Raw genomic sequence first — 22,842 nt, 5'->3', positions numbered from 1 at the left:
AAGATGACTTTTGTCAGTTGCTTTCATTTTTTTTGAAAGTTTTTGATTTCAGCCTCCCAAAACCTTTTTTTTGGCTGTGCTCTTCGCTAATTTTGAGCCTATGAACCCACACGAAGAGTCCCGCTGCGAGAACTGTATCATCAGAGAACTGAATGCGCTCAGATCCCTCAAAAAAGAGGAGTTGAAAGCCATTTCAGATGCTAAGGTGACCCGTACGGTTAAAAAGGGGGAATCTATTTTTAAGGAGGGCGAAAAGCTGAATGGCGTTTTTTGTGTGCGCGACGGGGTATCCAAGCTGTCTAAGCTTAGCGAAAATGGGAAAGATCAGATTGTAAAGATTGCTTCTAAAGGAGAGGTGATGGGGCAGCGATCGCTTATTGCCGAGGAAGCCGCAAACCTCAGTGCAATTGCGTTAAACGATATGCAGCTGTGTTTTATTCCGAAAGAAAACTTCACCGAAAGCATTTCGAAGAATCCGGAGTTTATTCAGGCGCTGCTGAAGAATATGGCGCACGAACTCAAACTGGCCGATGATGTCATCGTCAACATGGCGCAGAAAACCGTAAACCAGCGCGTCGCCGGAATTTTACTGTACCTCGACACGCATTTTGGCACCGATGCAGACGGCTATCTAAGCCTGGTGCTGTCGCGCAATGATATCGCAGACGTGGTGGGCACCGCCACCGAATTGTGCATACGTACACTCACCAAATTTAAAAAGGAAGGCCTTATCGAAACCGAAGGCAAGCGTATCAAAATCAGTGATCACGATGCCTTAGACCAATTGTGGGATGGGGTTTAAGAGATTTCCCGTTTTTTCTGATAATTACTGATTCTTTTTAGACTTATTCCGTTGAATATATAGTTCTGTTTTCAAATCAATCAGTCTTGTATAATCTAAATACCAAATCTGGTATAATCTTATTTGTTTATAGGGTCCTTATGTGAAAACTATCCCATTCAGGAACCTCATTCTTCCACTCATTAACGAAAAAATAAGCGTATAAAAAACAGTTAAGTGATGGCTTGTTGAGCTTTGACTTACAGATGTATACGCAAATTAATAGAGCTTCGTCGTAGCTGCGAGACTAGAAGTAGCGAGGGATATCACGGACTTACTAATTCTATTTTTATTTGGATTTAATCTAAATAAATATAAATTTGTCCACTCATAACCTAACGATGAAGCAACAACTAACCTGTTTTTTTCTACTTTTTTGCTTTGCGGCAAGTGCTCAATTTAACCTTAGCGGTGTGGTAAAAGATGCCAATGGCTATCTGGTGCCTCAGGCGCAGATTAAGCTCAGCGGTTCGGGGATTTCAAAGGAAACCCAAACCAATGATGCAGCTGTTTACAGCTTCCGGGATTTACCATCGGGCACGTATAATCTTGAGATTCTAAGCGGGGATTTTATAGGTTTTGATCAGGTTGTTATTAAAAATGCTAACCTGCGCCACGATATTCAGCTTGATAATGCTGGAGATTATGAGCTTGATGCGGTTGCTATTCGCGCGGAATCGATAAAGACCAAAATGGAAAAGCAGGGCTTTGCGGTAAATGTGGTAAATACCGAAGAAGCCGCCCAGCGCAACATTCAGACAAACGAACTTTTAAATACCACGGTTGGTGTAAAAATCAGGCAAAATGGCGGCCTGGGCTCTAACGTAGAATACAGCCTTAACGGATTATCGGGTAGTGCGGTGCGCATTTTTATAGATGGGATTCCCATTTCCACTTTTGGTTCTGCATTCAATCTCAACAGCATTCCGCCTTCTATGATTCAGCAAATTGAGGTGTATAAAGGGGTAGTGCCGGGGCATTTATCAGACGATGCGTTGGGTGGTGCCATCAACATTGTTTTAGATAAATCTGCCGCGACAAACCTGAATGCTTCGGTGTCTTATGGTTCGTTCAACACGTTTCAGGCCAGTGTAAACGGACTCTACCGTTTCGATAAATCGGGTTTTACCGTCAAGGCTTCGGGCTTTCATAATTATTCAGATAACGATTATGAAGTAAGCGGCAGAAGTATAGTGGTTACCGGGTTGGGAGGTGTACAAACGCCCATTACCGCGAGACGTTTTAATGATGCCTACCGTTCTACGGGCGGGATTGTACAAATAGGCTATACCGATGTGAGCTGGGCAGACCAGTTTTATGTAGGCTTTACCGGGTCTGATGACTACAAGGAAGTACAACACGGCGCCTTTATGACCATTATGCCTTATAAAGGAAGGTTTTATGAGTCTGATGTCGCGCTTGCAAACCTGAGCTACCAAAAAAGCGATTTGTTTGCTGAAGGTCTTGACGTCACTGTTAACGGATATTACGGAAGCCGAAACCGTCAACTCAATGATACCGTGGCCGCGGCCTACAGCTGGAACGGTGAGCGCGCCATTGATTTTAGAGGCGATGAATACGAATATACCTGGGGTTCGCAGCAGGAAGGTGGTCCCACGCTTTTAAAGATAAGCCGTAACGTAGCATCGGTGCGGTCAGGGATTTCGTATGCCTTTAATGATGCTCATAAGGTTCTGTTTAATCACGTGTACAGCAGTATCGACCGGGAAGATAGCGATGCCTTGCGACCCCTTCTTGAAAATACCTTTGTGGGCACACGGGATTTGCACAAGAACATCCTGTCTTTAACCTATGAAGTAAATGCCTTTAATGACCGGCTTAAAGCCAGTTTGTTTGGAAAATACTATCAGCAAAAAACGATAAGCAAAGATCCTGAGCTTGTCACCAACGATGCCGGAAACCGCGTCATCGTTGATGAGGTGGTAAGCAGTAATAAAAAATTTGAAGGCTATGGTTTTGCCGCATCTTATGGGATTACCCCTAAGGTCTTTGTGCTGGCTTCGGCCGAAAAAGCCATTCGCCTTCCTAATGAGACTGAAATTTTTGGTAATGACGGCGATAATGTAGTGGCTAATTCCGGCATTAATCCCGAGCAGAGCAACAACTACAATCTGGGTTTCCGTCTGGGAGCATTCGATTTTAACTGGCATCAACTCACGTTGTCTGCCAATTTTTTCACCCGAAACATCAAAGATCGCATAGGATTGCCAATCGAGACCTCACTCAATGTAAACGATGAGTTGATCGTATATGTCAATCAGGGCAGCGGAACTTCAAAAGGCTTTGATGCGCAGTTGAATTACAACTTCAACGACAAGCTCTCGGCCAACTTTAATATTTCAAAATTCGATTTAAAAATTGAAAACCGGGGTACCGAAGTAGCCGTGCCGAACACCCCCTTCTTAACGATGAATGGCAATCTGCGCTACTCCCTTAAAAACCTGCTTCAAAAGCAATCGCGGCTTGACTTATTCTATACCCTCTATTACACCGATGAATTCTCTTACCTGGTTCCGCAGGGATCTAACACCGTTGGAGACGAATTTTTTAAAGTTCCTGAACAATTGGCGCAGGACCTGGGGCTGAGCTATTTCTTTCCCGATAAATGCTTTGTACTCAGTTTTGATGTCAAAAACATTTTTGACAGGCCGGTTTACGATAACCTGTCTGTGCAAAAACCGGGAAGAGCCTTTTACTTAAAACTCAACTATTCAATCAATTCTTTTTAAACTTTAAATACCAAACAAATCATGAAACGAACATTTTTAAACATTAAAACCCTTGCTTTTGCCGCAATAGGTTCCCTATTTATGGCATCCTGCAATACCGATGACGACAATGGGACAACTGTAATCACAGACCCTGAAGATACCAGCCGCTGGATTACTGTCGCTGCTGCCCGAATGGGCGATAATCCCGGGGATGGTAACGGAGGAACGTTGATCTATGCGTTAAGTAGTGAGGATGCTAAAGATCCCTCGGTATCGATAGAGCCTTTTGACAACGGCTTTATTGTGCCTTCAAACCGTACCGCACGATTGCAGGCTTCTGAAGATGGGTCTACCATTTTCAACATCAGCTATGCCGGTGATACGGGAGGAAATTATACGAAATATGAGGTTCTGGGCGGTCAGGATTTTGAACAAACAGGTTCGGCAATCAGTATAGCGCCCTATGTAGGTTCTGCTCCACGCTGGATTAAGCTATTTGATGGCGATAAAACCGGAGCTGCGGTTTATGTTTCTACCGAAAATCAATTCAATGATAACAACACGCCCGAAGATGAAACCGATGATTTTTACGAGCGTACCGAAGCCACAATGGGAATCGTGACTCTGGATCTGGTAAATTCTCAAATCGTCAATTTTGAAGAGCACAGTGTGCCGCTCAGTGCCGAAGAGGAAGCTAAGGGCTATTACATCTCACGTATTGATATGCCTACCCTTAATGCGGCCGGTGATAAATTATACATCGGTGCCCGTTTAAGTAAAGTAAACCCTGAAACGGGAGAAACAGACCGGGACGGAGAAATTCTGGCTTCAAAATCAATAGTTCTCGATTATCCATCCTTAACCAATCCTAAAGTGATTACTTCCGGAGTAGGAATTGGGAATACAAACGGCTACCGAAGCATTAATGCATTTGAATATAATGGGGCTGTTTATCAGGCCAATCAGGGAGATCCTCAGGGTTCGCATATCCTGAAAATTGGGGCAAATAATGAGTACGATGACTCCTATGTATTCAGTCTTGATGCCGCCTTGGGTGTTGAAGATGCCTACATTTTGGCATGGAGACCGGCAGCAAATGGTAAAGCGGTTCTGGCTTACCGTCATGCAGGCTCAGCAGAAGGCGTAGCGGGAGCCCAGGGCTTTTTCGCTTTGGTTGATCTCAATGCCAAAACAGCTCAGAAAATTACCGGTATCCCTTACGATCCTGATTTTTATCTATTCCAGTATCAGGGATTTGCCGTAGATGGAACTGACATCTATGTAACTCAGGCTCCAGTGGGTAAAAATGGAAACATCTACGTGATTGATACCGAAACCGGCGAAGTCACTAAAGGAGCAGAATTAGTCAATACAACAGGAAGCCATTTTATAGGTGCTTTCTAAGGCTTCAGATGGTTTTATTAAACGAGAAAGCTCCCGGTTTACGGGAGCTTTTTTTAGTTATAGATATGCTTAGACAGAAGTATCAATCGGGAATGGAAACCCCTTCGGTAGTCATGTGTACCCGCTTGATTGTTCCGTCTTCATTATATTCCAGTTTATCGATGCAAACCGATCTGCTGTAGCTTCCGCCATCGGGTTGAATGCTGCCATTGTGGTAAATAAAATACCAGTTGTCTTTGTACGAAACAACGCCATGATGATTGGTATTGCTGTTTCCGGCTACTTCGTTTAAAATGCCTTTATATTCATAAGGTCCGTCAACCCGGTCTGCCATGGCATAGGCGATTTTCTCCGGGAAACCGGTGGCGTAGGTTAAATAATACTTGCCGTTACGCTCGTGTACCCAGGGCGCTTCGGTAAATTCAAATCCTTCAAAATCTATTTTTTTGATTTCGCCATCAATCTCGATCATGTTGTCTTTAAGCTTTGCGTAATAACAAACCCCATTACCCCAAAAAATCCAGGGCTGATCGTCTTGGTCTATAAAAATCGCAGGATCGATGCAGGTCCAGGCGTGGGTTGAGGCGAAGCAATCTTCATTGGTAAGAAGCGGTTTACCCAGCGCATCTGTATAAGGCCCCTGTGGTTTATCGGCCACGGCGACACCGATTCCATTCCAGTTGGTGCTGATGTACCAGTAGTATTTTCCGTTTCGTTTAGCCACGTGACCGGCATAGGCATCGCCGCTGGTCGCCCACGGGAAATCGGTGATTTGCATAGGAACGGGATGCTCAGTCCAGTCTTGCATATCGGTGGTTGAAAACACCAGCCAGTCTTTCATTTTATAGCCCTTTTGATCGCCCTCGTAATCGTGACCTGTAAACAGCCACAAGGTGTCATTCTCCACCAGCGCCGCCGGGTCTGCCGTAAACTTATGCGTGATGATGGGATTGCCGTTGGATGTGAATTTATAGGTGCCGTCAGCTTCGGTCAACAGGGACTGCGGTACACCGCTCCATTTTTGCTCTAAGCGTTTGGCTTCGGCTTTGGTGATGCTGATAAGGCTTCCATGACGCGGAAAAAAATCTTTGGTAAAGGATTCGGTTTCCTTATTGAATTGAAACAAATCGGTACTGCGTTGAAATTCATACCTGCCGTTTGAATATAGGTCGTACATCAGGATGTATTCGTCTGTATCATTCAGCTTAAAGACCGAACTGCCCTCAACCATCGTGGGATCGTCTGCATAGGCATCCAGGTATTCAAAAGATTCGGTATACGGGCCCAACAGTTTTTTGCTGGTAGCCTGTTTGATTCCGTTTCGGATTTCCTTTCCGTTTTCGTCTTTGGTATTTCCTTTATAAAACAAGTGATACAGACCGTCTTTATAAATGATATCGCCGTCAATCGCCCCGTCTTTGGCACTGTAGAGCAGCTTTGGCGTCGATTCAAAACCGGTAAAATCTTTATTGGCATAAGCGGCATAAAAATCGAGCTTCAGGTTGTCGTAAGAGCGAACGGTAAAATACACGAGGTATTTGCGCTTTTTAGTGTCGTAAAAGGTTTGCGGTGCCCAGACCCATTTGGTGTTTTTAAAGGGTTTGGGATAGGTTTTTTCCAGATTGATGATCGAAGAGTCCCAGTTGATCAAATCGTCTGAATGCAGCAGTACAATACCCGGATTGGTCTCCCAGCCGTTTTTCTTTGTAAACATATCGGTCGCGACCATATAAAAACCGTCGTTTTTGCCCCCGCGTAAAATATGCGGATCGCGCACCCCGCCGGTAGCCGAGATTTCAGCAGAAGACAGGACGGGCTTGTTGTTGTTCAGCGCTTTCCAGTTTACCGCGTCGTCGCTTACGGCAAAACGTATTTGCTCCTGTTTATCGCCGGGCCCCTTGCCTTCAAAGTAGGCAAAAAGATAGCCTTCCCTGGTTTCCTGAGCGCTCAGGATAGCGGTTTGGGCGAAAAGCAGAGCGGTAAGAATGTATTTTAAAGACTTCATCGTAAAAAGAACTTAATGGTGTGCCGGGATCAAATCAACTTTTAAAACGGCTAATCCGGGCAAAAGCCTGGAAATAAGTCTCCCGGCGTTCCGTTTTACAGGTTGAAGTTTTAAATATAGTGGTAATTGTGTAAACAACACTTATTTTAAACCGGATGCGTAGTGCGTCGCTTTTGGTTTTTATGTGCTAAGGTTTATCGAGTATAAACTTTTGACTAAAGCCGAAAGGATCAAAATCCCAAAGCAGCGGTAAGGCAAAATAAACCATTGCAGTAAGCAGAACGATTGAGATCAGATTCATCCACAATCCCGATTTTACCATATCGGGGATGCGTAAGTATCCCGAGCCGAAAACCACCGCATTGGGCGGCGTTGCTACCGGAAGCATAAACGCGCAGGAAGCCGCAACCGTGGTTGCAACCAGCAGCATATAAGGGTTTAAATCGAGTTTCAGGGCTATGGGGGCTAAAATAGGCAACAACATCGCCGTGGTCGCGAGATTTGAGGTGAGTTCGGTAATAAAGTTTACGCAGAAGATTACGATAAAAACCAGCAGTAAAAGCGGCAGGGTATCGAGCAGGGTGATTTTAACGCCAAACCATTCGGCGAGTCCGGTGATTTCAAATCCCGATGCAAGTGCCATCCCTCCGCCAAAAAGCAGAATGATACCCCAGGGCATTTTTACGGCCTCCTTCCAGTTGAGGATGCGTTTTCCGGGTTCGCCTGCACTTAGCGTAAACAGGGTAATCCCGGCAATCATTGCGATGATGGTGTCGTCAATTCCGGGCAGAAATTCTTCGAGTATAAACGAGCGGGAAATCCAGCAGAATGCGGTGATGATAAAAACCGAAAGCACCATTTTTTCCTCGCGTTTCATAGGGCCCAGTTCTGTGAGCAGGTTTTGAATTTCGGTCTTACCTCCCGGAAACTCCTTTTGCTCAAACCGGAACGCTATGTTTACCAGATAATACCAGGACACCAGAAGTAACATCATAGAAATAGGCAGACCGAAGCTAAGCCACTTTAAAAACGATATTTCAATACCGTAAACCTCCTGAATATAGCCGGCAAAAACCAGATTGGGCGGCGTGCCAATCAGGGTTGCGATACCGCCTATGGAAGCGCTGTAAGCAATACTCAGCATCAGGGCTTTCCCAAAGATCTTATGCTCGTTTGCTATCGTAGCGGGGTTGTCTTTTAATTGCGAAACGATAGACATGCCTATGGGCAGCATCATCACCGAAGTGGCAGTGTTGGAAATCCACATCGATAAAAAGGCTGTCGCTACCATAAAACCCAGAATGATTTTTTTAACGTTGGTCCCAATTAGCCTGATGATGTGCAGGGCGATGCGTTTGTGCAGGTTCCATTTTTCAATAGCGATGGCGAGCATAAACCCACCCATATACAGAAAGATGTATTTATGGCCGTAAGAGGCGGTGGTGGTAGAAAGATCGAGAGCTCCCGTAAGCGGAAAGAGAACGATGGGCAGCAATGCGGTAACAGCAATAGGCACAGCCTCGGTCACCCACCATAAGGCGATCCAGATGGTGGCACACAAGACATCATAGGCAGCCTGCGGCATACCTTCGGGTGCTCCCAAAAGCTGAAGGATTACAAAAAGCAGCGGACCTGCGATTAAAAAAATACGCGTATCGAGTTTCACGGAATTCAGATTTTAGATGCTCGGGTTTTTGACAACTTCAGCATTTTTCAGATTTGAAAAATACTCATAATTATTAGGTTATGAACGTAGTAGCTTCAGTCCTGTGAAGTTGATTATTTTTTACGAAATCGATTTCTTATGGGTTGAAATTCAGTTTTTTGCGAATTATTTAAACGTAAAACATACACGTATCTGACTTCGCTTTTTTAAGAAATTGTTACCAAAAGCCTTTCGCCCATTTAAAATAGGTTTAGTTAACATCAGATTTAAAATGCGTCAACAGACTTTCGGATCTTTCTTCAGGGCTTTTAAACACCTGAATTTAAATCGTATGTATGTCCTACATAAAACACTTAAATACTCTCATTCCACCTTGATAAAAGGTTTTAGCAGCCTTATAAGTTTAACGCAGCGGTAACCTTCCCGTAAATTTCTTCTGTAAAGATTGTGATTATTTAGCGGTCAGAATCGTGGTCCTGTAAAATAATATGTAACACAAATCCACAAAAAAAGCGCAGCTGCTACCAACAACTGCGCACTCAATTATTAAGCATTGTCCAATCAATAACTTAAACATGAATTTTAAAATTAAGACTATTCGGTCTAAAAGTATGGGTGTTTTCGCTTCACTTATACTTTTGTCCCCTACACTTGAAGCGAGATCCACTTTTGGAGCTTCGTTACCGGCAACACCTGCCTTCACTGCGACCGCACAACAGTCAATTTCCGGTACGGTGACAGACAATAACGGAGTACTGCTGCCCGGTGCTACCGTAAAAGTACAGGGCACGACGCGTGGCGTCACCACAGATTTTGACGGAAATTTTACGATTGACGCCCAGGAAGGCGAGGTTTTGGAAATTTCCTATGTAGGTTTTCAAACCCGAACAGTGACGGTGGGTGCGCAAACCCAATACAGCATTCAGCTAGAAGCAGACACCTCAGAGCTTGATGAGGTGGTGATCATTGGTTACGGGACTCAAAAACGATCTGACCTTACCGGCGCGGTGAGTTCGGTGACTTCTGAAGAGTTTAACCAGGGTGTGGTTTCTAACCCCGGTAACCTGTTACAGGGTAAAGTGGCCGGTCTTAATGTGACTAATGCCAGTGGTGAGCCCGGTGCCGGTCAGGATATCGTAATCAGAGGGGTGGGAACCCTGCGTTCCGGTACTTCCCCGCTTTATGTGATAGACGGTTTTGTACTGGATAACTCTTCAAACGGAGTGCCTACAAACCCGCTTAACTTCATCAACTCTCAGGATATCGAATCGATAAACGTGCTTAAGGACGCTTCGGCTTCTGCGATTTACGGTTCGCGTGCTGCAAACGGGGTGGTAGTCATCACGACCAAAAAAGGTAAGGAAGGCCGTACCCAGATGAATTTTTCGGCCAGTACGGCAATCGCTACTTTGGCCAATAAAATCGATGTGTTTTCGGCAGACGAGTTTAGACGCGTGGTACAGGAAATCGACGGCAGTCTTAACGATAACGGGGCAGATACCGACTGGCAGGATGAGCTTACCCGCACTGCGATAAGTAACGACATCAACTTCTCGATGAGCGGCGGTACTGCCAAAACTTCGTATTTCACCTCTTTAGGTGTTAACGATCAGGAAGGTATTTTAAACAACAGCGGCTTAAAGCGTTATTCGGCACGGGCCAATGTTTCTCAAAACGGACTTAACGACCGTCTTAAGGTAGACATCAATCTAAGCGCCACCCGTACCGAGTATAACCGCCCCAATATTAACAACGCGGTAAGCAATATGCTCAGCCTGAATCCAACTACACCGGCCTATACAGACGGAGAGCCTACGGTTTTTGGAACCGGTTTGAATCCGCTTACTTTTGAGCGTATCTACGGAGATTATGCTACCAATAACCGGATGATCGCAAACATTTCGCCTTCGCTTGAGATCCTTGAGGGGCTTACCTACAAACTCAATCTGGGGGTTGATTACTCCAAGACCGATCGCGATGTACAGTACATTCCGTATGCCGAAGATCCTGATTTCCGTTTGGGTTCTGTCAATTCGACCTTTACCGTAAACGAAAACCAACTCGTTGAAAACACCTTAAATTACACTAAGGAGTTTGGAGGTCATGGTTTGAGCCTTCTAGCCGGTCATTCCTATCAAAAATTCTTCATCCACGCCAAGGGCTATTATATTGAAGATTTTCCGGATAACGGCATCGAGCCACGATATCAGTTGGGCGAAGGTAAAGGCGAGCAAAGCCAGTATTCTAACGCGACCAAAAACGAACTGCAATCCTTCTTCGGAAGAATCAACTACGATTTTGCAGACAAGTATTTAATTACTGCCACCCTGCGTTCAGACGGTTCTACCAAGTTTGGAGACAACAACAGGTATGCGATCTTTCCTTCGGTTGCTTTGGGATGGAATATCTTCAAAGAAGAGTTTATGGCAGACAGCGGCATCAACAACCTGAAGCTGCGTGCCAGCTGGGGTAAATCGGGGAATCAGGAAATCCCATCGAAGCAAACGCGTTTGAGTTATGGCGAAAGCTTTGCAGATGATGATATCTACCCGCTTAACGATGGCGTGGTCAACCGCGACGACTACAACTACGGTCTTGTTTTTGCCCGTACCGCAAACCCCGATCTGCGCTGGGAAGAAACCACACAGACGAATATCGGTTTAGACTTCGGCTTTTTAGACTATGCCCTTTCGGGATCGGTAGATTATTTCGCTAAAGAAACCACCGATGTATTGCTGTATTTCTCTACTCAGGATCCTATTGATGAAGTAGGCTTCAAGTGGCAAAACATCCCCGGAATGAAAATCAAAAACAGCGGTATCGAAGTGGCTTTAGACTACCAAAGTGACCGCAGCCGGGACTTTTCGTTCAATATTGGCGGAAACTTCTCGTATATTAAAAACAAGATCGAAGATTCGCCTTTTACCATCGTGACTACCGGTACTGCCAGCGGTTCGGGGCAAACGGGGGCTACCATTAACGGGTACATCAACGGTGAGCCTATAGGTAATTTCTATATGCGCGAGTTTTTGGGTATTGACGAAGACGGCTTTAATATTTTTAGAGATGTTAACGGTGACGGCCAGGTTGATGACAGCGACCGCGTCTCTGCCGGAAGCTCTATCCCGGACCTGATCTATGCGTTTTACTTCAAATTCAACTACAAGAATTTTGATTTGGCACTCAACTTCAACGGGGTGAGCGGGAATGAAGTGTATAACCATACCCGTATGAACCTGTTCAATAAAACCCAAATTTCAAATTCGCTGAACACGACAGATCAGGCTATAGAATTCCCTAACGAAGACCCGAACAATTCAAACACCGTGTCTACCCGTTATCTGGAAGATGGCAGTTTCTTAAGACTGAACAACGCCACCCTGGCTTACAATCTGCAACCGGAAGCTTTAGGACTCGAAAACTGGTTTCAAAACCTGCGCCTTTCGGTCACCGGGCAAAATCTGTTTGTGCTTACAGACTACACCGGCTTTGACCCCGAGATCAACACCGGTTCGTCTTCTGATGCCAAGTCTTTTGGTATTGATTACTTCACCTATCCCAGAGCACGCACCGTTGTGTTTGGGCTAAATGTTTCCTTCTAATTTTAAAACTGAATAGTTATGAATTTCCATATAAAAACCCTTTTTGTTGGTCTTAGCGCGCTACTGTTGTGGAATTGCACCGACCTTGAAGAAGAAATCATTGACGAATCCCTCACCGGGACAGACGGTCTTACCGAGCCCATCACCGGTTCGCTGTCTGCCGCTTACGGAATATTACCCAGTACTTTTAGACACACGCGGTATTTTGGGCTGCAGGAAATCGCTTCAGACGAGGCTATATTACCACCGCGTACCGGTTTAGGCGGTACCCAATGGGCAGATAACGATACCTATACCACCACACACCGCCACCTTATTTCGGCAGGAAATGATCTGGTAAGCAGCTCGTGGAGCTATCTTACCACCGCTTTGTTCAGAACCGTTGCAGCTATAGACGTGTTGAAGCCATTGGCTGAAGCCGGTGATGCCGAGGCTGTTCAGGCGCTGGCAGAAATGCGTGCGCTGCGTGCGTACGAGAATATGCTGTTTTTAGACAGCTGGGGGCTTGCCTTCCAAAAAGAAGCGACTTCAGAAACTTCTGTAGTCCTGCGCGGTGCAGATGCGGTTGACTATATAGAAGCCGAATTTTTAGCGTCTTTAGAACACATCAATACCGATAAAGCTCCTGGCCGAATGTCTCAGGCCGCGGTACACGGTTTTCTGGCAAAATTATACCTGAACGCTGCGGTTTACCGCGATCCCTACGGCACGCCTAATTTTACCGATGCCGATATGAACAATGTGATTACCTATACCGATAAGGTGATCAACTCGGGCAGCTTTGCCTTGTCTCCGGAATATTTTGACCTGTTTAATGATGAAAACCACAATAATGCCGAACTTATTTTTGCATTAGACCTTCGCGGTGTCCTGAGCAGTGATCACAACCGCTGGGCATACTGGTCTATGTCGGGTTCTTTGTTCCCAAGACCCGGCGATAAATACCTGAGTATGGACGGTACCGACGGTCCTGCTGCCACGCCCGATTTTTACCAGACCTGGGTTGATGCTTACGGAGATGTGGATCCCGCAGATGCTGATGCCCGTTTTTACCAAAAGAATGCGCAGGTACCGGCAGCGCTTGAAGATATTTCGGGTCTTACCCCGTATTTCAGAGATACCCTGGGCTTAAAAACCGATAAGGATCATTATTTCCTGGCAGGTGCCGATTTTGAAATCGACCGTGGAATCATTCGCGGTACGATGTGGGCGCCTCGTAAAGAGAAGTTTAGATCGGGCGATTTTATGACCGGTTCAGACGGTTCGGGAGAGACCAAATACCGTATTTATCCCCTGGCTGAAGCACGTGAGAACGGTTCAGATCTTGAAGATATCGTGTATTATGTTGACCATACACTCGACATCAGTATTCAAAATACCAACAGCTACGCCGGTGGTTACCGCTTCGCGAAATGGCAGTTTTCAAAGACTTCGCCTGATGGAAACAACTACAGTGATGTAGATCTTGTGTTACTGCGTCTGGCAGACGTGTATCTGATGCGTGCCGAAGCCAAATTGCGCAAGGGCGACAACGGCGGTGCGCTGGCCGATGTAAATTTTGTACGAGCTTCCCGTACGGCAAGACCTGATCAGACACCGAAACCCTGGACGTCGATCACGCTTGAAACGCTTTTTAGAGAACGCGGTTTTGAGTTTTACTGGGAAATGTCGAGACGTACAGACCAAATCCGTTTTGGTAAATACGAAGACACCTGGACCTCAAAAACCGATGCCGATGTAAAACACCGTCTGTTCCCAATTCCACAGACTGCGATTGATGGGGCTTCAAACACCCCCGGCTATCTGGAACAGAATGAAGGCTATTAACTAAATAATATGTAGTACATTTAGTTTTGAAGACGGCAGGGAGTGATCCTTGCCGTTTCAAATTTTAAAAAATACCGAATGATGAATTGTATTAAAAAAAGTATGGCTGTGCTGAGCGCAGTTTTGGTAAATGCCTGTGCAGTAACGGTTAGTGCTCAGGAAAAACAAACCGAAGAACCCCTGAGTGTGATTTTAATGATTGGCGACGGGACGGGAATTCCACAGGTGTCGAGCGCCTTTTATTTTGGTGAGGAGACTCCCAACTTTGAGCGTTTTGAAGAAATAGGCCTGCACAAATCCTATTCTACCAGTCATTTAATTACCGACTCGGCAGCCGGTGCGACAGCCTTTTCCACAGGGCAAAAAACCTACAAACGCGCGATTGGGGTTTCAAAAGACACGATTCCGCAGGAGACTATTTTAGAAAAACTGAAAAACGAAGGCTATCAAACCGGACTCATCTCCCTGACTTCGATTACGCACGCGACCCCGGCATCTTTTTACGCACACGTAAAAGACCGGGATTTACACGAGGAAATCGCTGAGCAGCTCGCAACAGCAGATGTAGATTTTTTAGCGGGTGGAGGCCGCAAATTCTTCAGTCAGCGCGCCGATGGTAAAAACCTGTTCAATACGATATTGGAGCGTAATTACAATCTGGATACCCTTAAACTGGGCAATTCAAAAGCCGGAATGCGCAACGCCTTTATTATTGAAGACGAAGGGCTTCCATCTAAATTAGAGGGGCGTGGTGATTTCTTGAAAGAGGCCAGTCTTGAGGCGCTGGAGTATTTTGGCAAAGCCGAAAAACCTTTTTTTCTGATGATCGAAGGTTCGTACATCGACTGGGGCGGTCACGATAGGAACCCCGAAATGATGATCAGCGAGGTGGTCGATTTTGATAAGACTCTAGGTGCGGTACTCGATTATGTGGAGAGCCATCCCAATACCCTGCTTGTGGTCACTGCCGATCACGAGACCGGCGGGGCCAGCATTGGCAAGTACTATGAGCTGGATGCCGAAACCGGAAAGAAAACCGAAATCCCCGAAAAAGTAGCTGTGTATTTTATCACCGATCAGCACAGTGGTGAACTCATCCCTGTTTTTGCGAAAGGAAAGGGAGCCGAAAACTTTAAAGGGATCTATCAAAACTCCGCGATTTACCATAAAATTTTAAAAGCGATAAACGCTCGCTAAACGGACTGTCAGTCTGAGCTTGTCGAAGACGATTGGATTAGTCTGCATTTCGACAGGCTCCATGTGACGGTCTGCATTTCAACAGGCTCAATGAAAACCTTAAAATTTATTTTTGTGAAAAAGCTATTTTTTCTGTGTGTGCTTTTCGTCTTTAGCGGAAGTTATGCACAGCGTGAAACCCCGTATCAGGTGCACGCGCACAACGATTATGCACAGGAGTTTCCGTTTTGGGGAGCTTATGTGGGTGGCGCGGCAAGCATCGAGGCAGATGTGTTCTTAAAGGAAAACAGGCTTTACGTTACGCACAGCGAGGCCGAAATTCTTCCGGAAAACACGCTGGAACGTTTGTATTTAAAACCTTTAGCCGAATTGGCCCGCACCGGTGACCTGCGAAAGCTTCAGTTGCTTATCGATATCAAATCTGCTGCCGAACCTACGCTGAAGGCTTTGGTACAACTCCTTGAAAATTACCCGGCGCTTACGCAGTCTGAAAATCTGGAGTTGGTGATTTCGGGAAATCGACCGCAACCGGAAGATTACGGGAAGTACCCTGATTTTATTCAGTTTGATCACCAAAATACAGATGATTTAAAAAGCATCGACCTGAGTAACGTCGCACTCGTGAGTGTAAATTTTAAAAACTACTCAGTTTGGAATGGTCTGGGGCGTATGGTCGCTGCAGATTTACAACGGGTAGAAGCCGTTATCAATACCGCGCACGCTGCCGGAAAACCGGTACGCTTCTGGGCAAGTCCCGATACCAAAACAGCCTGGGCTACTTTGGCAAATCTGGGAGTAGACTACATCAATACCGACACACCCGCCCGGGCTACCGATTTTTTGAATCAATTGAAGCCGAATACCTATACCAATACCGGACAGGTTGAGGTTTACAAACCTGCTTTTGCTTTTGATTACAGTGCCCGCCCCCAAAACGTGATTTTACTTATAGGGGATGGCAACGGGCTTACGCAGATTACTTCGGCGCAAATCGCAAATGGAGGATCGCTGAGCTTAACCCAATTGATTGATATCGGGTTTTCAAAGACGGCCTCTGCAGATGATTTGGTAACCGATTCTGCCGCAGGTGGTACCGCGATGGCGACCGGTCAAAAAACACACAACCGCGCGATAGGTGTGGACTCGTATGACCAACCCCTGCAAAACATCACCGAAATACTCTCACTTCGGGGCTTTAATACGGGTTTGATAAGTACAGATGCTATTGACGGCGCGACACCGGCATCTTTTTATGCGCATCGTGCTGAGCGGGATGACTCAGAGGGTATTTTAGCCGATTTGAAAGCGAGCAGGATCAACTTCTTTATGGCAGGCGGCAAGGCAAAAGCCGATCGTATTTCAGCGGCATTTACGATTAAAAGTCTCGACTCGTTTACAGATTTGACTGTAAAAACCGCCGTTTTTCTGGGCGAAAGCAAAGTACCCTCGATAGCCAACGGGCGTGGGGAGTTGTTTCCGCAGAGTTTGACCCGGGCACTTTCGGTACTCAAGGCTGCCGAAAAGCCCTTCTTCCTGATGGCCGAAGCTGCTCAAATAGACAGCAACGGGCATACCAATAACGCCGCCGGAATTATTCAGGAAATGCTTGATTTTGATGTTGCCATCGCAAGGGCATTACAATTTGCAGACACCCATAAAAATACGCTGGTGGTGATTACGGCAGATCACGAGACTTCAGGTTTTGGGATAATGGGGGGAGACCTCGATCAAAAAACCGTGCGGGGCGATTTCCTTTCAACAGATCACAGTGGAGTTATGGTACCGGTTTTTGCCTATGGTCCCGGCGCCCAACTCTTCCGCGGGGTATATGAAAACACCGAAATTTTTCAGCGTATTCTGGAAGCGCTTGAGCTAAAACCTTAAAAAGGGAAACTGTCTAAAAAGCAGGGCGTGTCCTCTTGAGCCTGTCGAACTATTTTCAACTTACTGATTATTAAAATCGGTTTCGACAGGCTCAACCTGACAACTCAAGTTATTAAGACTTTTTAGACAGCCTCCTCTCATTTTTAAGAATTCCGGTTAAGCCATCACCGCTTGTTCCGGTTTTGAACTTTTAGCTGAAAAAGATTTCTCTACCGTTTTCCAGTCTAATCCTTTCGCGTAGCGGAAAACTTCCTCATTTTGCTGCGGATCAATTACCAGCAGGTGAATCCATTTGTTATCGAGCAGGCTTTTCAGCTGTGGGTTGTCGATAAGAATCTGCGATACCCGCGATACCGGTGCCTGTATCACTACCGAAAGCCGAAGGGGTAAGTGGTACAACTCATCATCTGAACTAAAGAGCGACTGCAGGGGTAAACCTACTTTCAGGTCGCCGCCGTTGCCCTGTACGACTCCAAATTTTCCGGTGATGTTGTGCGTGATTTTAGAACCGCCACCATACTGCTCGTTGTCTACCGCAGAGAAGTAGTAGTGGTTGTTGATCCACTGCGTTACCGTCATCGGGCCTTTCATAATAGCTTCAAGGGCTTTGCCTTCGGTATCGGTTTTCCAGTCGTAGGAGTGCAGGAAGCACTGCCCGTCCAGATCCATATTTTGGGTAAGTGCACGTGGCCCTACTATAAAGCCTGCATTTTTAGAGAGGCCCCATTCCGGGCGGGTCTCACTCCAATTATTGGCTTTTTTGAATGCCTTGAGATTGGTATTGCCTGCAGTTTGAAAGCTTTCGGCATTGGCTGTTTGCTGCGCCTTTTTCAAACTTGCTTTTAAAGACTCCAGCTGAGCTTGCCGGGCTTTGGTGAAGGCACTGTCAAACAAGACAATCGCGTTGGTGGTGGTGTTGTGCTCGGCACCTACAAACAGCGTGTCCTGTGGGATTTCAATCCCGTGCTGCTCTTTTAACTGCCGCTGTACCTCGGGCAGGTTGGCCAGAGCAGCCAGCATACGCGCGTTATGTCTGCCGGGGCTGGCTGCGCAGGCGCCACAATCAAGACTGGAGCTAAAGGGATTGTTGGCCGAGTGGCTTCCGTGACCGGCAAAAACAACCACTGGGGCAAAAGTCTTCCAGCCCATCAGGTCAAAGGCGCCTTTAACAATCGCTGTTTTTTCAGCCAGACTGATGTTTAAAACAGGCTCATCTCCGTGTGCATTTTTGTGCATATCGGGTTCGCAGCAGGATTCCAGGTCATTTGCCCGTTGCTCCTTTCCTTTATAGATGCTCGCAGGAAACAAGGTGCGTCCCATTAGGGCGATTCCGTAGAAAACCCCAGATCCTTCGACGAAACCAAAGGCAGAAGGCAGCATGTTTTTCATCCGTTTAAAGGCATAGTCTTTAAAGTTTTTCAAGCGGTTTTTCTGCGCGTATTTTTTGAAGGCCGCCTGTTCTTCTTCCCGGGGTTTTTCGGTAACCGTATAAGCCGATTCTACGATGGGAGGGCAGGCTTTACGCGTAATACCGTCGCGGGTACTTTCATAATCCATCGCGATACCGAAGAAACCGGCGTAGCCAAAAGTCTCATAGTTACCCTGAGCCTCGATATTGCGGCGTATGGCTTCTGAGCGGGTGTCAATACAAAATACCAGTTGGGCATCAGGTCGTGTGTTTGCTTCTTTTCGCTCTGCGGAAATACCACTTTTTTCGAGCTTGCTCAGCAGGTTTTTCTGCCAGCTTTCTTCCCAGGCTTTGAGCCACAGGTATTGCAGCTGCTGGGCTTCACTTTCTTCTTTTTGACGGGCAATATCCACAAAAAACGGAAGGTTTAAGCGGTCGCAGGTCCAGAGGCGTACCGCCAGATATTCTTCCAGACTTATGGGGTATTCCTGCTGCCAGTCGGTCGCTGCCTGCACCCGTTGTCTGATATAGCCCGTCCAGCCCGGTAATGCGGCCAGATGACGTGTAAAAATCTCTTCCTGCTCTTCAGGGCTGTATTCCTGCAACAGGTTTTCAAGGGTTTTTTCCGGGGTTTTGGGAATGTCTTTGAGACTTACTCTTCCGATTTCGGTGTCGTAAATGGCGAGATACCTCCAGGCGGTATAAAAACCTTCGGTTTTAAAGGGCATAGACCATTCGGCCAGACCTTCATCCAGGAAGGCAGCAAGCCATTTTACCATAACCCGGTCCAGCTCCTGGTGGGCATTTGCTGAAATTTCGGGCTTTTGGGCTTCTAAAAAGTTCAGATAATGGTCCGGTGTTTCGGTAAAGCCTTCTTTTTTAAGAGCAGCTTTTAAAAGTTTCGCATCAATTGCTCCGTTTTCCCAGGCTTTGCGTAGTGCTTTTACACCCGGAAATGCCTGTGCAGAGCGGTATTCTCCTGCTAAAAGTCCGGCTTTTCTAAAACTCATATCCTCATATCCCGTAAGCGGGTTTGAAGCTACAAAGGTGTAGAGCGGCCAGGTGTTGCCAACCGTGCGGGCGGCTTTAGTGATGGTATGGGCCAGTTGTGGATTCATAATTATTTTGATTTAGAAAGGAGAATTGTTTTTTTATAGGGCTGTGTGAGGTTGAGCAGCTTTACGTATAGCCAGGGCAATCTGTGGTACAGTCCCAGTTTCATCGCAAAAAAGCCAATGAGGAAAATAATACCAAAGATGATCTGTGGCCACGAAAGCGGCAGAGCCTGCTCGGGTCTGGGCAGATCGCGCATCAGGAAGGTGATGCCGTTATAGATGAGCGCGTAGGCCCCAATTCCCAGAAAAAACAGCACCGGCGGAATGAATGTTTTTTGAAGGGTGCTCAGGCTTTGTTCCTTAACAATATTGTAGGTTGCCTGGCCTACGGTGATGGCGACAATAAGGGTTAAGAAAACGCTGCTGTTGAGGTTAAGACCTTTACCGGTGAGTACAGCAAAGAGCATAGCTCCCAGAATTCCGTAGATAGAGACCACGACGGCCTGCAGCGGCTTGATGTGCAAATGTGCCGGTTTTTCGGGTTTGGTTTGCGCGATTTCTTCTCCTGAAGATAAAAACAGGTAGGCCTTGTAAAAACCGTGCAGGATGAGGTGGGCAATAGCCGCGTTAAAAAATCCGAGACCACACTGCATAATCATAAAGCCCATTTGCGCAATGGTAGAGCAGGCCAGTTTTTGTTTAACGTGTACCTGAAGCAGCTTTGCAAACTGCGCGATGATCGCGGTAAGACCGCCTATGATAAACAGGAGCGTAAGTGTGTTTGATGCGAAAAGTACTGTGGCAAAAAGCGTTAGTAAAATACCCGAACCGTTTACAAAACCCGCGTGCATTAACGCCGAAGCCGGTGTGGGCGCGGTCATCGCACTCATCAGCCAGCGGTGAAAAGGGTAAATCGCAGACTGTACCAAAGCGGCAAGAATGATAAGCAAAGCTGCCGGAAGGGTGACGTATTTAGGTAAGCTGGCCATACTGGCTGAAAGACCTGTAAGGCTTTGTTCACCGGTGTACAGCGCCAGTCCTACCACGGCAAGGCCCAAAAATAAGCTGCCTGTAAGAAAATAACTCAGCGTAAACCGGGAAGCTGCGCGAGCTTCTGCCCGGTCCCTGTCAATGCCTATTAAGCGCGACATTAAAACCCCCATGAGCAGCCAGCTGGTGAGCAACAAGCCCAGGTGGTTAGAGACTACCAGAAGCATAACGGTTGCCGTAAAGACAAAAGTAAGCCCCATAAAGCGGCCGTGGTATCGGAAACCTTTGAGGTAGTTTGCAGCATAGGTGCTTACTACGGCTCCAAAAAACGTGACCGTAGTCCAGATCAGGAGGCTAAAATGGTTAAAGATGATAAAATCACCAGCTTTGAGCAGCAAAGGCTGGTTTGCCATAAAGATAAGGCCTGCGAGATTGGCGATAAATAACAGCCATAAAAGGATGCTTACCAGACGGGCAATCCCATTGCTTTTTACTGCAGCAGCACCGGAGTCCTGTTTAAGCGAGTGTGTATGTGTTGCGTATTGCGTATTCATCTTCAGGAGTTAATTGATTTTTGAGCAGTTTCACCGGTTGGGCTTGCTGATTTTGCCAATTTTATAAGTACAGCCAGTATCGTAATTCCGGTGGCGAGGGTCAGTTTTTCAAGGATAACCGGGTTTTTTATAAACTCATCTGCAAGGCTTGGGACAAGCAGCAGAAGTATAAAAATCACGGTCTGGAGGAAGGTTAAGATTTTCATCAAATCGAATTCGGGAGGCTGTTAAAGCAATGTGATTTTAATAGCACCATCTACTTTAAGGCGGGTATTGGTCTGAGCAAGTTTTTTGAAGGTTTGCTGAGCTTTTGCTTTTTCGGCTTCCAAAGCTTCAATACGCGCATTGATTTTATCGGTGTTGATGGTGTGATCTTTTTCCCAGATCTGTAGTTTTCTGATTTTGTGGAAATTGATTTTTTCGTCAAGCAAATTCATAATCACGGTAGAAGCTTCAGCCGGACTAAATTCGCCGTCGATGAGCTGGAAGGTTTCGGTTTTGTTTGAGGTAAGGGCGTTGTTCTCGGTTTTCATAATGCAGTTGCGTTTAAATTCGGTTACAAAGTTGAAACATCTAAGGCATAAATTTTTATTTATATTTGTTATCGAATACATTAAAATTATTTATGAACTACACTTTGCATCAGCTTCAGATCTTTCAAAAAATCGCAGAATTGAAGAGTATTACCAAGGCTTCAGAAGAGTTGCATCTCACGCAACCCGCTGTGTCTATTCAGCTTAAGAATTTTCAGGAGCAATTTCCCATTCCGCTTACCGAGGTAGTGGGCAGGCAGTTGTACGTGACTGAATTTGGGATGGAAATTGCCCGGACGGCTTCAAAAATTTTAAGGGAAGTAGAGGCAATAAACTACAAAACGCGGGCATTTCAGGGCGAACTTTCGGGCAGATTGACCATTTCGGTGGCTTCTACGGGCAAGTATGTGATGCCTTATTTTCTGTCAGGCTTTCTGCGAAAGCATCCCGGTGTCGATTTGGTTATGGATGTGACCAATAAATCGCTGGTGGTTGAAAGTCTGGAGCGCAATGCAGTAGATTTTGCCCTGGTCTCGGTACTTCCTGAAAAACTGAAGGTAAATACCGTAAGGCTGATGCCAAACAGTCTGTATTATGTGGCGGGCAGCACGATGAACCTTAGCGTCACCACCCCCAAAAAGGTGCTCTTCGAAAAGGTGCCGATTATTTCGCGGGAGGCGGGGTCGGCCACCCGGGCTGCGATGGAACATTTTATAGCCCAGCGCAAGTACACGGTAAAAAAGACGATGGAGCTTACCTCAAACGAGGCGGTCAAACAAGCGGTTCTTGCCGGTCTGGGCTGTTCGATTATGCCAATCATTGGATTGCGTAACGAACTGAAAAGCCAGAAACTGAAAATCATTTCGGTTAAGGGCTTACCCATTAATACCTATTGGAATCTGGTCTGGTTGCAGGCTAAAAACCTGTCGCCCATAGCCAAAGCTTTTGTGGAATATCTGGAAGCTGAAAAGGAGGGCATTATTGCAGAACATTTTGAGTATCTGGAATAGGAGGGGCTAAAAACCCTACCACCGCAGCATAAACCTCGTCTCTCTTTAGGCAGTGCTCAGCAGCTGAGCTTTACCCTTATGCCAGTTCATGATCTGCTTGCTGATATTCAGGCCTATGCCCCCTCCTTCAAAAT

14 protein-coding genes are annotated in these 22,842 nt (G+C 46.2%); 8 read left to right on the top strand and 6 right to left on the bottom strand.

What is annotated here, in order from left to right:
- The first annotated feature begins 100 nt into the window (after positions 1–100).
- The 3 genes from LLW17_RS04950 (at position 101) to LLW17_RS04940 (ending at position 4,977) form a co-directional block, all read left to right on the top strand.
- Positions 101–802 carry a Crp/Fnr family transcriptional regulator gene (locus LLW17_RS04950; RefSeq protein WP_228229155.1) on the top strand — a complete coding sequence of 234 codons (702 nt, stop codon included), beginning with the start codon at positions 101–103 and terminating at the stop codon, positions 800–802.
- Between the two features lie 380 nt (positions 803–1,182).
- Entirely contained in the window at positions 1,183–3,591 is a 2,409-nt protein-coding gene (locus tag LLW17_RS04945; RefSeq protein WP_228229154.1) for a TonB-dependent receptor, read from the top strand.
- A gap of 21 nt (positions 3,592–3,612) precedes the next feature.
- Positions 3,613–4,977, top strand: a complete 1,365-nt coding sequence (locus tag LLW17_RS04940) for a DUF4374 domain-containing protein (RefSeq protein WP_228229153.1) — start codon at positions 3,613–3,615, stop codon at positions 4,975–4,977.
- A gap of 82 nt (positions 4,978–5,059) precedes the next feature.
- Here LLW17_RS04940 and LLW17_RS04935 read toward each other — a convergent pair whose 3' ends face one another.
- Positions 5,060–6,982 (bottom strand): family 43 glycosylhydrolase, encoded by a 1,923-nt coding sequence (locus LLW17_RS04935; RefSeq protein ID WP_228229152.1) that lies wholly within the window; start codon positions 6,980–6,982, stop codon positions 5,060–5,062.
- A 187-nt stretch (positions 6,983–7,169) separates the two neighbouring features.
- Complete coding sequence (locus tag LLW17_RS04930) at positions 7,170–8,648, bottom strand: SLC13 family permease (protein ID WP_228229151.1); 1,479 nt, start codon at positions 8,646–8,648, stop codon at positions 7,170–7,172.
- A 575-nt stretch (positions 8,649–9,223) separates the two neighbouring features.
- On the opposite strand from LLW17_RS04930, the gene LLW17_RS04925 reads away from it, so the two are divergent.
- The 4 genes from LLW17_RS04925 (at position 9,224) to LLW17_RS04910 (ending at position 17,158) form a co-directional block, all read left to right on the top strand.
- Positions 9,224–12,250, top strand: coding sequence for a SusC/RagA family TonB-linked outer membrane protein (locus tag LLW17_RS04925; protein WP_228229150.1), 3,027 nt, complete (start codon positions 9,224–9,226; stop codon positions 12,248–12,250).
- Positions 12,251–12,268: 18 nt separating this feature from the next.
- On the top strand, positions 12,269–14,077 hold the full coding sequence (locus LLW17_RS04920; protein WP_228229149.1) for a RagB/SusD family nutrient uptake outer membrane protein: 1,809 nt from the start codon (positions 12,269–12,271) through the stop codon (positions 14,075–14,077).
- 78 nt (positions 14,078–14,155) lie between these two features.
- Positions 14,156–15,274, top strand: coding sequence for an alkaline phosphatase (locus tag LLW17_RS04915; RefSeq protein ID WP_228229148.1), 1,119 nt, complete (start codon positions 14,156–14,158; stop codon positions 15,272–15,274).
- Between the two features lie 114 nt (positions 15,275–15,388).
- Entirely contained in the window at positions 15,389–17,158 is a 1,770-nt protein-coding gene (locus LLW17_RS04910; protein ID WP_228229147.1) for an alkaline phosphatase, read from the top strand.
- Between the two features lie 156 nt (positions 17,159–17,314).
- On the opposite strand, the gene LLW17_RS04905 is transcribed toward LLW17_RS04910, so the two are convergent.
- Genes LLW17_RS04905 through LLW17_RS04890 form a run of 4 tightly spaced genes read right to left on the bottom strand, consistent with a single transcriptional unit; the run spans position 17,315 to position 21,698 of the window.
- Complete coding sequence (locus LLW17_RS04905; protein WP_228229146.1) at positions 17,315–19,684, bottom strand: DUF2309 domain-containing protein; 2,370 nt, start codon at positions 19,682–19,684, stop codon at positions 17,315–17,317.
- Positions 19,685–19,686: 2 nt separating this feature from the next.
- Positions 19,687–21,165: a proton-conducting transporter transmembrane domain-containing protein gene (locus LLW17_RS04900; protein ID WP_228229145.1), complete on the bottom strand. Its 1,479-nt coding sequence runs from the start codon at positions 21,163–21,165 to the stop codon at positions 19,687–19,689.
- A 2-nt stretch (positions 21,166–21,167) separates the two neighbouring features.
- Positions 21,168–21,371 (bottom strand): hypothetical protein, encoded by a 204-nt coding sequence (locus tag LLW17_RS04895; RefSeq protein ID WP_228229144.1) that lies wholly within the window; start codon positions 21,369–21,371, stop codon positions 21,168–21,170.
- A 21-nt stretch (positions 21,372–21,392) separates the two neighbouring features.
- Entirely contained in the window at positions 21,393–21,698 is a 306-nt protein-coding gene (locus LLW17_RS04890; protein ID WP_228229143.1) for a hypothetical protein, read from the bottom strand.
- A gap of 92 nt (positions 21,699–21,790) precedes the next feature.
- On the opposite strand from LLW17_RS04890, the gene LLW17_RS04885 reads away from it, so the two are divergent.
- Positions 21,791–22,708, top strand: a complete 918-nt coding sequence (locus LLW17_RS04885; protein ID WP_228229142.1) for a LysR family transcriptional regulator — start codon at positions 21,791–21,793, stop codon at positions 22,706–22,708.
- Positions 22,709–22,842: the final 134 nt, after the last annotated feature.

Source organism: Leeuwenhoekiella parthenopeia, assembly GCF_020782115.1.
GTDB lineage: Bacteria > Bacteroidota > Bacteroidia > Flavobacteriales > Flavobacteriaceae > Leeuwenhoekiella > Leeuwenhoekiella parthenopeia.
Note: the sequence above shows the minus strand (reverse complement) of the source record. Positions and strands in the feature narration are given on the sequence as shown.